The sequence below is a fragment of the Ruegeria sp. SCSIO 43209 genome (genome assembly GCF_019904295.1).
GTDB lineage: Bacteria > Pseudomonadota > Alphaproteobacteria > Rhodobacterales > Rhodobacteraceae > Ruegeria.
Genome location: NZ_CP065359.1, coordinates 411,589 through 423,857, shown reverse-complemented (window position 1 = coordinate 423,857; position 12,269 = coordinate 411,589). Strand labels below are relative to the sequence as shown.

14 protein-coding genes are annotated in these 12,269 nt (G+C 57.7%); 2 read left to right on the top strand and 12 right to left on the bottom strand.

Features of this window, described 5'->3' with window-relative positions; all coding sequences use genetic code 11:
- Positions 1–2 precede the first annotated feature (2 nt).
- Entirely contained in the window at positions 3–383 is a 381-nt protein-coding gene (locus I5192_RS02145) for a DUF2237 family protein (protein WP_170397502.1), read from the top strand.
- On the opposite strand, the gene I5192_RS02140 is transcribed toward I5192_RS02145, so the two are convergent.
- The 9 genes from I5192_RS02140 to I5192_RS02100 form a co-directional block, all read right to left on the bottom strand.
- A complete protein-coding gene (locus I5192_RS02140) occupies positions 380–1,012 on the bottom strand; it encodes a class I SAM-dependent methyltransferase (protein ID WP_170397506.1) in 633 nt (210 codons plus the stop codon). The genes I5192_RS02145 and I5192_RS02140 overlap by 4 nt on opposite strands.
- 51 nt (positions 1,013–1,063) lie before the next feature.
- Positions 1,064–2,311: a tryptophan synthase subunit beta gene (gene trpB, locus I5192_RS02135; RefSeq protein ID WP_170397508.1), complete on the bottom strand. Its 1,248-nt coding sequence runs from the start codon at positions 2,309–2,311 to the stop codon at positions 1,064–1,066.
- Positions 2,312–2,378: 67 nt separating this feature from the next.
- Positions 2,379–2,714, bottom strand: coding sequence for a hypothetical protein (locus I5192_RS02130; protein WP_170397511.1), 336 nt, complete (start codon positions 2,712–2,714; stop codon positions 2,379–2,381).
- 45 nt (positions 2,715–2,759) lie between these two features.
- The gene (locus I5192_RS02125; RefSeq protein ID WP_170424387.1) at positions 2,760–3,404 is read right to left on the bottom strand and encodes a phosphoribosylanthranilate isomerase; all 645 of its coding nucleotides are present in this window, start codon (positions 3,402–3,404) and stop codon (positions 2,760–2,762) included.
- Between the two features lie 9 nt (positions 3,405–3,413).
- Positions 3,414–3,764, bottom strand: a complete 351-nt coding sequence (locus tag I5192_RS02120) for a LapA family protein (protein ID WP_170397774.1) — start codon at positions 3,762–3,764, stop codon at positions 3,414–3,416.
- Positions 3,765–3,771: 7 nt separating this feature from the next.
- Entirely contained in the window at positions 3,772–4,056 is a 285-nt protein-coding gene (ihfB, locus tag I5192_RS02115; RefSeq protein ID WP_050603110.1) for an integration host factor subunit beta, read from the bottom strand.
- A gap of 270 nt (positions 4,057–4,326) precedes the next feature.
- Positions 4,327–6,003, bottom strand: a complete 1,677-nt coding sequence (rpsA, locus tag I5192_RS02110) for a 30S ribosomal protein S1 (protein ID WP_039532111.1) — start codon at positions 6,001–6,003, stop codon at positions 4,327–4,329.
- 336 nt (positions 6,004–6,339) lie between these two features.
- Positions 6,340–8,025 (bottom strand): tryptophan halogenase family protein, encoded by a 1,686-nt coding sequence (locus I5192_RS02105; protein WP_223117648.1) that lies wholly within the window; start codon positions 8,023–8,025, stop codon positions 6,340–6,342.
- Positions 8,026–8,224: 199 nt separating this feature from the next.
- Positions 8,225–8,761 carry a hypothetical protein gene (locus tag I5192_RS02100; RefSeq protein ID WP_223117647.1) on the bottom strand — a complete coding sequence of 179 codons (537 nt, stop codon included), beginning with the start codon at positions 8,759–8,761 and terminating at the stop codon, positions 8,225–8,227.
- Positions 8,762–8,980: 219 nt separating this feature from the next.
- Here I5192_RS02100 and I5192_RS02095 point away from each other — a divergent pair, with 219 nt between their 5' ends.
- Positions 8,981–9,457 carry a YHS domain-containing (seleno)protein gene (locus I5192_RS02095; protein ID WP_223117646.1) on the top strand — a complete coding sequence of 159 codons (477 nt, stop codon included), beginning with the start codon at positions 8,981–8,983 and terminating at the stop codon, positions 9,455–9,457.
- A 26-nt stretch (positions 9,458–9,483) separates the two neighbouring features.
- Here the strand turns inward: I5192_RS02095 and cmk are convergent, their stop codons facing one another.
- From cmk to trmB, 3 genes are all read right to left on the bottom strand, one after another.
- The gene (gene cmk / locus I5192_RS02090) at positions 9,484–10,098 is read right to left on the bottom strand and encodes a (d)CMP kinase (protein WP_170397526.1); all 615 of its coding nucleotides are present in this window, start codon (positions 10,096–10,098) and stop codon (positions 9,484–9,486) included.
- On the bottom strand, positions 10,095–11,441 hold the full coding sequence (gene aroA / locus I5192_RS02085; protein WP_223117645.1) for a 3-phosphoshikimate 1-carboxyvinyltransferase: 1,347 nt from the start codon (positions 11,439–11,441) through the stop codon (positions 10,095–10,097). The genes cmk and aroA overlap by 4 nt, the downstream gene beginning before the upstream one ends.
- Before the next feature lie 69 nt (positions 11,442–11,510).
- Positions 11,511–12,221 carry a tRNA (guanosine(46)-N7)-methyltransferase TrmB gene (gene trmB, locus I5192_RS02080; RefSeq protein WP_170511477.1) on the bottom strand — a complete coding sequence of 237 codons (711 nt, stop codon included), beginning with the start codon at positions 12,219–12,221 and terminating at the stop codon, positions 11,511–11,513.
- Between the last annotated feature and the right edge of the window lie 48 nt (positions 12,222–12,269).

The following is a 12,269-nucleotide window of genomic DNA, read 5'->3' as shown; positions in this document are numbered from 1 at the left end:
TCATGCAGAAGCAAGACAGCATCAATGTTCTGGGCGGCGTGCTCGCGCCCTGTTCGCGCAAACCATTAACCGGTTTCTTTCGCGACGGTGCCTGCAACACCTGCCCCGAGGATCAGGGAAGCCATACGGTCTGCGCCGTGATGACGGCAGAGTTTCTGGCATATTCGAAATATGTCGGAAATGACCTGAGCACACCCCGGCCTGAATTCGATTTTCCTGGGCTCAAGCCTGGTGATCGCTGGTGCTTGTGTGCGGGGCGCTTTTTGCAAGCCCATGACGAGGGATGCGCGCCCAAGGTGCACCTTGAAGCCACGCACCAGAGGGCGCTGGATATCGTACCTCTCCATATTCTAAAAATGCAGCGCGCTGAAGACGAGCACTAGATGGCGATCGCCCGATATCCGCGAGACGTGCGCGACGGCGGCCCGGTTGGAAAGCCATGCTCGGCCTGCAGATCCCAGCCCGAACGCGCGAGCATCTCCGCCACAATATCCGGTCGATAGGTTCGGTGCCGCCATTGGAACCAGATGATCGCATTACACCAATGTGGCTTGCTGACAACCAACCAAAGCGTTGCACCCGGTTCAGCCAGATCGCGCATGCGGCGCAAAGCATCTATCGGATCAACGCAATGCTCCAGAACATGCGCAGCCAACAGGCAGTCAAAACGGGATGCCGGATGGAACTCTTCCAAGCGCGATTGGACAGTCTCGGCGTTTCCTCCGCGCCGTTGCAACGCTGACCCTGCCAGTTGTAGCATTCGGGCCGAAGGTTCCAAAAGCGTCACATGCCCTTCGCGCCGGATCACGGCGCGTGCTTCGGCAAAGGCTCCCGTACCGCACCCGATATCCAGTGCGTTACGGCCCAATTCAACCTGCGGGTCCGAGGACAGAAAACCCAGATAGGCATCGAAATACCCCAGCAGACGCATCTTGTCTGCCCAGCCCGGAGCGGCATGATCGTATTTCTGATCAAGCCGGTCGGGCCCGGCCTTTGAGGAAACACTGCACATGCAATGCAAACTGGCACAGTTCCTCAAAGGCGCAAAGCCTGTTAGGCCTAATCAGTCCGCTGCGCGACCTTCGGTATCCGACATATCAAAGTTCAGGTACCGTGCGACGGTCTGCACATCCTTATCCCCCCGGCCACACATATTCATGCAGATCAGGTGGTCCTTGGGCAATTCCGGCGCGATTTTCATAACATGCGCCAGCGCATGGCAGGGCTCCAGCGCAGGGATGATTCCCTCGGTGGCGCAGCACAACTGGAACGCTTCAAGCGCTTCTTTATCCGTGATCGAGACGTAGTTCGCGCGACCGATGTCGTGCAGCCAGGAATGCTCGGGGCCAATGCCCGGATAGTCCAGACCGGCCGAGATCGAATAGCCTTCGAGAATCTGCCCGTCATCATCCTGCAGCAGATAGGTGCGGTTGCCGTGCAGCACGCCCGGACGACCTCCAGTCAATGAGGCGCAATGCTCCATCTTCTCGTTCACGCCCTTGCCGCCCGCTTCAACACCGATGATATTCACATCCTTGTCGTCGAGGAACGGGTAGAACAGGCCCATCGCATTCGAACCACCTCCGATGGCGGCGATGATGGTGTCGGGCAGACGGCCCTCGGCCTTTTGCATCTGTTCCTTGGCTTCCTTGCCGATGATCGACTGGAAGTCGCGTACCATCGCCGGGTAAGGATGCGGGCCAGCAACGGTGCCGATGCAGTAAAAGGTATCGCGCACATTGGTCACCCAGTCGCGCAGAGCGTCGTTCATCGCATCTTTCAGCGTACCCCTGCCGGATGTCACCGGGATCACTTCGGCTCCCAGCAGGCGCATGCGGAACACGTTCGGGGCCTGGCGCTGAACATCATGGGCACCCATGTAGACAATGCACTTCAGGCCGAATTTGGCGCAGACGGTGGCTGTGGCCACGCCGTGCTGCCCTGCCCCGGTCTCGGCGATGATCCGGGTCTTTCCCATGCGCCGCGCCAGAATGATCTGGCCCAGCACATTGTTGATCTTATGCGCGCCGGTGTGGTTCAGTTCGTCACGCTTCAAGTAAATCTTTGCGCCGCCCAGATGTTCGGTCAGGCGTTCCGCGTAGTAGAGCGGCGAAGGGCGACCCACGTAGTTTGCCCACAGATCGTCCATCTCGGCCCAAAATGTGGGGTCATCCTTGGCTTTGTCATATTCCTCTTCCAGTGACAGGATCAGCGGCATCAGCGTTTCGCTGACAAAGCGCCCGCCGAAGATGCCAAAGCGGCCTTGTTCATCGGGGCCGGACATGAAGGAATTAAAAAGATCGTTGGCCATGGAAGTCTCCCTCGTCGTACCCGATGTTCATAGGAGGTGACGGAGTGATTTGCCATCGCAAAACGTATCATTCCGCCGCCTGAGCGCGCTGTTCCCACACCTGAAGTGCCTGAACTCGACTTGGAACAGCAATGCAGGGAAATTGACAGAACACATTGATATCGGCCAGACGGGTCGACGCGCGTACTACACGGCGATGAGGGCCGGAATGTGCGAATGTCAGCATAGCTTCGACATCATGCCAGACTGTGTATGAAAAATAACAGCCTTGACGCACAAATACCTCGGCATGCAGGCACAGCGCGTCACCGCGTGCCTGCCGCAAGGACTGATGAGCGCGCCAGAAGAACTCGGGCCCGTGATACCATCGTTTAAGTGAAACTCCGCCGATCACTGCCAGCATGCTCTCCCCCATTTTGAGGAGATACGCAGGTTCGTGCGTATCAGATCAACTTGCCGCGTCGATAAAGGCGCGGATCAGCCCGGCATCCTTGACACCCGGAGAGCTTTCGACGCCGGATGAGACATCCACCTGCTGTGCGCCGGTCATTCGCACCGCTTCTGCGACATTGTCAGGGGTCAGACCTCCGGCCAGCATCCATGGCCTACGCCAGTATTTACGACCTGCCAGCAGGCGCCAATCAAAAGACAAACCGTTACCACCAGGCAGCTCCGCGTTTCGCGGTGGCTTTGCGTCGATCAACAGCTGATCCGCCACATCTGAATAGAGATCGATGGCCGCGAGGTCTTCGGCCTCGGCCACACCAATGGCCTTCATTACTGGCAGGCCGAAGTGGTCTCGCACTTGCTGCACACGCTCAGGACTTTCTTTGCCATGCAGTTGCAACATATCCAGAGGCACGATCGAAAGAATGTGATCCAAATCCTCGTCCGTCGCATTCACTGTCAGCGCCACCTTGGCGACGCCCGCAGGCACCTCCTGTGCCAATGTCGCAGCTGTCTGGGGCTCAACATGCCGCGGGGATTTGGGGAAAAACACAAAACCAACATAACCCGCGCCCGCATCCACAGCAGCGCGCACGTGGTCAGGGGCGGTCAGGCCGCAGATTTTAACTCGGATATCAGCGGGCATCGTAGGGCCTCAGCTTGCCTCATCCAGAATGGCCAGCACATCATCCTGACCTTCATTCTGCTTTTTCTTGAGCTTCTTAACTTCACGCTCAAGTTTGCGCACTTCGCCTTGCTTCACGGTCACATCCTTGCGGTGCTTATGCTCGCGCAGCCATTCCCACAGGAAGCCGATGACCAGGCCGGCAACAACCCCACCCAGCACGACCAGAAACAGCGGCAAGGAGGTTGACAGGTTGAACCCCAGCAACTCGGACAAAGCATCCGGCATAAGCTTAAGTTCAACAATTTGGCGATTGGCCAGCGAAACCGAGACCAGAACGATCCCCAATGCAGCCAGAAAAGCATAACGAATGTAGCGCATCATGAGGCTAGGCTTTACCGTTCAAACGGTCCCTTAGCAACTTGCCAGTTTTGAAAAATGGAACACATTTTTCTTCAACCTGCACAGTTTCACCGGTGCGGGGATTGCGGCCTACACGTGCGTCACGCTTTTTCACCGAAAACGCGCCGAAACCGCGCAGCTCTACGCGGTCGCCGCGTGCCATGGCGTCGGTCACTTCTTCAAAAACGGTATTCACGATCCGCTCGACGTCGCGTTGATAGAGATGCGGGTTTTCGTCGGCAATTTTCTGAATCAATTCTGAACGGATCATACGCAATACCCTCCCAGGCGGACGATGTGACAAGCCTATAGTTCTGACAGTATAGGAAAAAACCCGGATCGGGGGAACGGATACTCTGCCAGCAAAGGCGGCATTTTGCGACAATCTCACGCGAATTTTTGCCCGTTGGCCTGATTTCCACACTTCATGCGCGAACGATAGGCAAATTAAGCCGACTATTTGGAAGATATTGATTCGCAACAAAAACGGCCCCGCACCATGGTGCGAGGCCGAATTTCATGTTTGGGATACGCCCCGGACTTAGTCGCCCGACTTCAGTGCTGCACCCAGGATATCACCCAGCGACGCGCCCGAGTCGGAAGAACCGTACTGTTCCACGGCCTCTTTCTCTTCGGCGATCTCACGTGCCTTGATCGACAGGCCCAGACGGCGGGTCTTGCTGTCGACGTTGGTGACGCGGACGTCGACCTTGTCGCCGACCGAGAAACGCTCGGGGCGCTGCTCAGCACGGTCACGCGACAGGTCCGAACGTCGGATGAACGACTTCATGCCTTCGTACTCGACCTCGATGCCGCCATCTTCGATCGCGGTCACTTCGACGGTGATGACCGAACCACGCTTCACGCCGCCCACGGCTTCAGCGAACTTGTCACCGCCCAGGGCTTTGATCGACAGCGAGATACGCTCTTTCTCAACGTCAACTTCCGAGACGACGGCCGAAACCATGTCGCCTTTGCGGTAGTTCTGGATCGCATCTTCGCCACGCTCGTCCCAGGACAGGTCGGACAGGTGAACCATGCCGTCGATGTCGCCTTCGAGGCCAATGAACAGACCGAATTCGGTGATGTTCTTGACTTCGCCTTCGACCTCGGTGCCCTCGGGGTGCGTTTCTGCAAACACTTCCCATGGGTTGCGCTGGGTCTGCTTCAGGCCCAGAGACACGCGACGCTTGGCGCCGTCGATTTCCAGAACCATGACGTCGACTTCCTGGCTGGTCGAAACGATCTTGCCGGGGTGGACGTTTTTCTTGGTCCAGGACATCTCGGACACGTGAACCAGACCTTCGACACCGGCTTCCAGCTCGACGAACGCGCCGTAGTCGGTGATGTTGGTGACGCGACCCTGATGGACCGAGCCCAGCGGGTATTTCGCAGCAACCAGATCCCACGGATCTTCCTGCAGCTGCTTCATGCCCAGGCTGATGCGGTGGGTCTCTTTGTTGATCTTGATGACCTGAACCTTGATGGTTTCGCCGATCGTCAGGATCTCGGACGGGTGGTTCACACGGCGCCATGCCATGTCGGTGACGTGCAGCAGGCCGTCAACGCCGCCCAGATCAACGAATGCACCGTATTCGGTGATGTTCTTGACGACACCCTCGACGGTCTGACCTTCGGACAGGTTGCCGATGACTTCGGCACGCTGTTCGGCACGCGATTCTTCCAGGATAGCGCGACGCGAAACAACGATGTTGCCACGGCGGCGGTCCATTTTCAGAATCTGGAACGGCTGCTTCAGACCCATCAGCGGGCCAGCGTCGCGCACGGGGCGAACGTCAACCTGCGAGCCGGGCAGGAACGCAACTGCGCCACCCAGATCGACGGTGAAGCCACCTTTGACGCGACCAAAGATTGCACCTTCGACGCGCTGGTCGTCGGCATATGCTTTTTCCAGACGGTCCCATGCCTCTTCACGGCGGGCCATCTCGCGCGAGATGACGGCTTCGCCACGGGCGTTTTCTGCGGCGCGCAGGTACACTTCGACCTCGTCGCCTACAGCGATTTCAGGGGCTTCGCCGGGATTTGCGAATTCTTTCAGATCAACGCGGCCTTCCATTTTGTAGCCTACGTCGATGATGGCTTGGCCGGCTTCGATCGCCAGAACCTTGCCTTTGACAACAGAACCCTCTTCGGGCGTGTCCATTTCGAAGCTTTCATTCAGGAGGGCTTCGAATTCCTCCATGGATGCGTTAGCCATGTGGCGTTGTTTTCCTTTACATAACGTTTTTGCTGGCCGAGCGGTTGTCTCCGCCGGTCTTGTTTCATGATGCCTGAATGCGTGATCCAGAACGCGCCCGAGCTAACAAACACAAAGGGCCGAGGTAACCCGGCCCTGCTCAGATACGTCATCCGGACGTTAACCGCCCTTGTTCAGACAGCGCGCGTATAGGCGGATTCCGTGTCATGTGCAAGAGCAAAGCCCTTAAACACTGGCCAATCCCACAAAATCCGAACATCGGGTCCGGGCATCGAAGCAAACGCGATCCGATCCCCGGCCTTCTTTGTCAGTTCTGCCGAATGATACCATGCGGCGCTAGAACAGTTGCAGATCCTTCTTGCCGCTTTGAATCTCAGCGAGGTTTGGCATGTTCTCGATCACCACGGGTGCCGGTTTCGCGCCCGGCATTGCGACAGTCGGCTGCCCCATTGCGGCCTTGCCAAAGGCAGGCTTCTCCAACTCGCCCCGGATATCTCGCAGCAGGGTTTTGTGATCCGGCATGGTCTTGAGGATCTGCGCAAGGTCCATTTTTGCCCCCTTCCACCACTGGAACCAAATCGGTTTCTTCAGCGGTCGCAGACGATCACGGATACCTTCGCCATAGCCCGTATCATACACCTGTTTGCCCAGAAGAACCGTCTGATAGACGCGGAAATTGAACAGCGTCGCAAACTCGATATCGTGTTCCATCGGCAGACGATGCTGCCACAGCTCAAGGTTCTCGGCCAACCGATCCGGAATCTTCATCTCGGTGCGGGCGTCGATCCAATATTGATCATCGGTGCGGTTACCCAACCGGTAGTGCAGGCAGATAAAATCCAGTACCTCGTCATAAAGCTTGTTCATCTGCCGGTTATATCGGTTGCGCAGCGCGGGCTCGATATCGCGGGTCGGCAGATGCTCGGCAAACCAGCGGATCGCGTGATCGATCATGTGGATCGCGGTACTTTCAAGCGGTTCGATAAATCCACCAGACAAACCGATCGCCAAGCAGTTCTTAACCCAGGCATTGCGGACACGACCAACACGCATGGGGATCACGCGCGGTGTCAGCCCCTTGCCGCTGTCGCCCAACCAGTCAAGATATTCGTCCGCCGCCTGATCATCGGTCCGATGCGCGGATGAATACACATATCCCGTACCTACACGATTGTAGAGCGGCACACGCCACGTCCAACCCGCACCAAGCGCGGTCGAGCGTGTAACGCTTTCGATCTTTTCGGGGTTAGGGTGCTCGATCTGCAAGGCCATGGCACGGTCGTTGGGCAAGTAGTCCGAGTAATCCATGAACGGCTCGCCCAACGCTTGATTGATGATCAACCCCCGGAAGCCGGTGCAATCTATGACCATCTCAATGTCATGGCGTCCCTTGCGCTCTAACATCAGGTGACTGACATTGCCCTGCTCGTCCAATTCGACCGATTGCACTTCGTCTTGAATATGCTCTACGCCGCGCTTGGCGCAGACCTTTGTTAGCATGCCCGCAAACTTCACGGCATCCAGATGATAAGCATAGCCGAACCGCTGCTCGAATTCAGGTGCACCCAAAGGACGCGCACCCTTGCACAACCGGGCCAGATCATCATGCGGTGAGATTGACTGCGTGAAATCCCGATCCCCGTTACCAAAACGCAGAAAATACTCGGCAGCCTCCAACCCCTCCAGCAATTGACCATGGGCAAACGGGTTTACGTAGTCGATCCGATTGCCCTTGGCGTCGTTGTTCCAATTGCAGAACTTAACTCCCAACTTGAACGATGCGTTGGTTTCGTGGAAGAAATCCCGCTCTGAGATACCCGCCTGACGGAGCGTGACCGGCATACGCGGCACCGTCGCTTCACCGACACCCACAGTCGAGATGTTGGGGCTTTCGATCAAGCAAATGCGTGGGCGATCCTTGGGTGCTGACGTGCGGGAGAACACCATGTCCAGGATCAGCGCAGTCATCCAACCCGCCGTACCACCACCCACGATGGTGATCTTACGCAAACGATTATTCATATTTTTTGTCCCTGTTGGCTTGGGATTTTGTAGCTGCCTCCCCTTTTTTTGAGTGATGGGGATTTAACAGCAGCTTTCCCTTATTTAGCTGTGGGAAGACTATAACAGCTTTCAAGCATCCAGCTAGAGCCTATGACACCCATGGTCGCAGGCACATTCGTCATCAGAATTCAGGCTATGCGCCTACTTTGGACAAGCGTCAGATTTCCTCGCCCTTCTTCAGAAGTTCTTCGATCAGCTCACGCTGCAGATCATTGCTGTCGCCCCCTCCGAATTCCGCCGCACCACCGGTGTACAATGTGCCATAGGTGTTGGCGATATTCACAGTCTGGGCCAGACCCGAGATCAACTGATCCCTTTGCAACAGCGAAAGCGGGTGAATGAACGCAGCCCATAAGGTGCCATTTGCGATCGCATAGCGCGCATCCAGCGTGCTGTCGAAATTTGCCTGCATCATCCGTTGCAAATCGGCTGGCGACAAATCCGCAGCACTGCCGATCGCGACCATCGCCCGCATGCGGTCAGCATTGGTATCGGTGACAACCAGCACCGTCACATCAGATATCGTCAACTCAAACCCCGGCCCGATCGGTTGCGCCTGGGGGTCCAGTGCGAAGATGATTTTTCCCAGACGCTCGTAAGTCATCGGAGGTTCGGCCTCGGGCACCGGCGCGTCTGATTGCTGCGCAGCTACGCTACCTGCAAGAAAGAACAAAAACAGGGCTAGTCTGATCATGGGCCACTCCTACGGTTGTCCAACAAGCTTAGGCGGCCATCGGACAGGTGGCCAAACAAAGCTATGTGAACAGTTTTTGCAAAACGCTCTGATCTTTGGACGATCTGCAAAATCTCATGACCTATCTGCGATTACCCGTCCGAATAACCTTTTCTAACTTAGTTACATCGGCTTGGGGCGGACCCGAGCCTTGAACCAAAAATGGAAAGGACCCCTACTATGAAATCGCTCGCACTTACTGCATTAGCCGCAACTCTGGCCCTGGCAGCTCCGGCTTTTGCCGCAGACGAAATCAACGTCTCCAAAGGCCTGTCGGCGGCTGGTGCACCCCTGGCAGCCCATGGCGTCGATCTGGTCGCGCTTGTCAACAATGGCAATCCGGTCGAAGGCTTCGCCAATCATTCGGCGACTTATGACGGCGCATCCTATTACTTCACCAGCGCGGAAAACCTTGAAGCGTTCGAGGCCAATCCGGCGGCTTACTTGCCCCAGCACGGTGGCTATTGTTCGTTCGGGGTGTCTGTTGGCAAAAAGTTCGACGGCGACCCGGATCAGTACCTGTTCGCAGACGGCAAGCTGTATCTGTTCCTGAATGCTGATACCCGCGCTGCTTTCCTGAAAGACGTCACCGGCACCGCTAAAACCGCAGATGACCAGTGGACCAACATCAAGAGCATCGCAGTTGGTGAATTGTAGTTAACGGACACCTGTCCGCATCCACTTCAGGCTGCGGGCAGGTTCTGTTCAATTGTTTCGAGCGCCCGTGCCAGCGCGGCCTCAATGCTCAGGTTTGACGTATCAAGCTGCACGGCGTCATCTGCAGGTTTCATCGGCGCAGTGTTGCGATCCGCGTCACGTGAGTCACGCTCTTTGACATCCGCAAGCACCTGTTCGCGTGACACGTCCGAACCTTTGGCCGAAAGCTCAAGATATCGCCGTTCCGCCCGGACTTCGGGACTGGCGGTGACAAACAGTTTGACCTCAGCGTTTGGGCAAATCACGGTTCCAATATCGCGCCCGTCCAGCACGGCGCCTCCGGCGCGACGGGCAAACGCCCGCTGAAAATCAACGAGTGCGCTTCGGACTTCAGGAATGACCGCAACTTTCGAGGCCGCCTGTGCGATCTCAGCCGTACGCAGATCACCCTGCTGCAATTCTTCTGCTGTCAGGGACCCTGCCGCTGCAACCGGTTCGTCACCTTGCAGCATACGACGCCCCACCGCGCGATAGAGAAGACCGGTATCCAGATGCGCAAACCCGAAATGCGCGGCAACGCCCTTGGAAATCGTCCCCTTGCCCGCCGCCGCAGGGCCGTCGATAGCTACGGTGAATCTCATGTACGCTCGACCTTGGCACCGAGCGCGGCCATCAAAGGCTCAAAAATCGGGAACGACGTTGCGATCGGTCCGCCGTCATCCACCGAAACCGCCTTTTTAGCCCCCATCCCCATGACCATGAACGACATGGCAATGCGGTGGTCCAAGAAGCTTTCGCAGGTCCCACCACCGGGCACACCGCCGATGCCGAGACCGTCGACTGACCACCATTCGTCACCTTCGTTCACGGTCACACCGTTGGCGCGCAGGCCACGGGCCATTGCGTCGATCCGGTCACTTTCCTTGACGCGCAGTTCTTTCACGCCGCCCATCATTGTTGTGCCCGTCGCATTTGCGGCCACAACAGACAGCACCGGGTATTCATCGATCATCGACGCCGCGCGCGCGGGCGGGACATTGATCCCCTTCATGTTGGGCGAGTATTTTGCACGCAGATCGGCAACCGGCTCACCCCCTTCTTCGCGCTCGTTTTCGTAGTTCAGATCGGCACCCATTTCGCGCAGCGTGGTGAACAGGCCTGCGCGGGTCGGGTTCAGGCCGATACCGGGGACCAACACGTCCGAGCCCGGTGTGATCAGTGCGGCACAGACGGGGAAGGCCGCACTGGACGGGTCGCGCGGCACGGCGATGACTTGTGGCTTCAGCTCGGGCCGACCGGTCAGCGTGATAACGCGCCCTTCATCCGTGTCCTCGACCGTGATTTCGGCACCAAAGCCCGCAAGCATCCGTTCGGAATGATCGCGGGTCGCTTCCTTCTCGATCACGATGGTCTTGCCGGGAGCGTTCAGCCCTGCCAGCAGAACGGCGGATTTCACCTGCGCCGAAGGCACAGGCACCTCATAGCGCACCGGGGTGGGGTCCGCAGCTCCGACAATGGTCATCGGCAGACGTCCACCGTCTCGGCCGACAGATTGCGTTCCGAACAGCGCCAGCGGATCGGTGACCCGCGCCATCGGACGTTTGTTCAGGCTCGCATCTCCGGTGAAGGTCGCTGTGATCGGAGAAGTCGCCATCGCCCCCATGATCAGGCGCACGCCAGTGCCCGAATTGCCACAATCGATTACCTGATCTGGTTCGGAAAAACCACCAACGCCTACGCCATGCACCGACCATTCGCCACCGCCATGATCCGTTACTTCGGCTCCAAAGGCACGCATGGCCTTAGCGGTGTCCAATACGTCCTCGCCTTCCAGCAGGCCCGATATCTTGGTTTCTCCCACAGCCATTGCCCCCAGGATCAGGGACCGGTGCGAGATCGACTTGTCCCCGGGCACCTCTGCGGTGCCTGTCAGCGGGCCGCAAGGCTGCGACGTCATCGGGATGGGCGTGCCGTGTCCGGACATGGGGGCTCCTGTTTTCGCTATCAGTCCTCAGGCCGATTAGCGAATTGGGGCCGGTTGGTCCAGCGACAATCAGTCTTTGCGGCGGAAGGTCAGGTAATGGGGTGTACGGCCTTCGCGCAGCGCCTTCTGTTCGTAGCGCGTGGAAATCCAGTCATCCCACGGCTCACGCCAGTCGGCGGGGCGCTCGGCCAGCCATTCGAAGCCCGCCCGCGGCACCTCTTCCAGCGTTTGGCGCACATAGTCAGGGATGTCTGTGGCAACGCGAAAGATCGACCCTGGCTTTAACGCGCGCGCCAAGGGCTCCAGGTGTTCAGGTGTGACAAACCGACGGCGGTGATGCCGTGTTTTGGGCCATGGATCGGGATAGAGCAGAAAAGCGCGCGATATGCTGGCTTCTGGCAAAACGTCGAACAAGTCTCGCGCGTCCCCGGGATGTACGGCAAGGTTTTCAACACCGGCCTGACGGATTTTACCCAACAGCATCGCAACACCATTGATATAGGGTTCGGCTCCGATGATGCCGATATCCGGGTTTTGCTGAGCCTGATGCACCAGATGCTCACCGCCGCCAAAGCCGACCTCAAGCCAAACAGGCTTGCCTCTGAATAGACCGTCGAGATCAAGCGGATCGCGTTCAGGATTACCGTCCCAATCCACCGCACCGGGGGACAAGGCAGCAAGATCTTCCGACAGATAAGTCTTTTGACTGGGCTTCAGGGTTTTGCCCTTAAAGCGGCCATAAAAATTTCTGCGCGGGCGTTGTGGGGTCTTTGTACTCATGGCGCAGCCCTTACTGCGGGGCTGAAATTGTTGCAAGTGGTCGCCGAC

Excerpts from the sequence above, each read along its gene's own strand:
- I5192_RS02100 (WP_223117647.1), bottom strand. The coding sequence starts at position 8,761 with ATGATCAGACTAGCCCTGTTTTTGTTCTTTCTTGCAGGTAGCGTAGCT.
- trmB (WP_170511477.1), bottom strand. The coding sequence starts at position 12,221 with ATGAGTACAAAGACCCCACAACGCCCGCGCAGAAATTTTTATGGCCGC.
- cmk (WP_170397526.1), bottom strand. The coding sequence starts at position 10,098 with ATGAGATTCACCGTAGCTATCGACGGCCCTGCGGCGGCGGGCAAGGGG.
- I5192_RS02145 (WP_170397502.1), top strand. The coding sequence starts at position 3 with ATGCAGAAGCAAGACAGCATCAATGTTCTGGGCGGCGTGCTCGCGCCC.
- I5192_RS02140 (WP_170397506.1), bottom strand. The coding sequence starts at position 1,012 with ATGTGCAGTGTTTCCTCAAAGGCCGGGCCCGACCGGCTTGATCAGAAA.
- ihfB (WP_050603110.1), bottom strand. The coding sequence starts at position 4,056 with ATGATCCGTTCAGAATTGATTCAGAAAATTGCCGACGAAAACCCGCAT.
- trpB (WP_170397508.1), bottom strand. The coding sequence starts at position 2,311 with ATGGCCAACGATCTTTTTAATTCCTTCATGTCCGGCCCCGATGAACAA.
- I5192_RS02120 (WP_170397774.1), bottom strand. The coding sequence starts at position 3,764 with ATGCGCTACATTCGTTATGCTTTTCTGGCTGCATTGGGGATCGTTCTG.
- I5192_RS02130 (WP_170397511.1), bottom strand. The coding sequence starts at position 2,714 with ATGCTGGCAGTGATCGGCGGAGTTTCACTTAAACGATGGTATCACGGG.
- I5192_RS02125 (WP_170424387.1), bottom strand. The coding sequence starts at position 3,404 with ATGCCCGCTGATATCCGAGTTAAAATCTGCGGCCTGACCGCCCCTGAC.
- aroA (WP_223117645.1), bottom strand. The coding sequence starts at position 11,441 with ATGTCCGGACACGGCACGCCCATCCCGATGACGTCGCAGCCTTGCGGC.
- rpsA (WP_039532111.1), bottom strand. The coding sequence starts at position 6,003 with ATGGCTAACGCATCCATGGAGGAATTCGAAGCCCTCCTGAATGAAAGC.
- I5192_RS02095 (WP_223117646.1), top strand. The coding sequence starts at position 8,981 with ATGAAATCGCTCGCACTTACTGCATTAGCCGCAACTCTGGCCCTGGCA.
- I5192_RS02105 (WP_223117648.1), bottom strand. The coding sequence starts at position 8,025 with ATGAATAATCGTTTGCGTAAGATCACCATCGTGGGTGGTGGTACGGCG.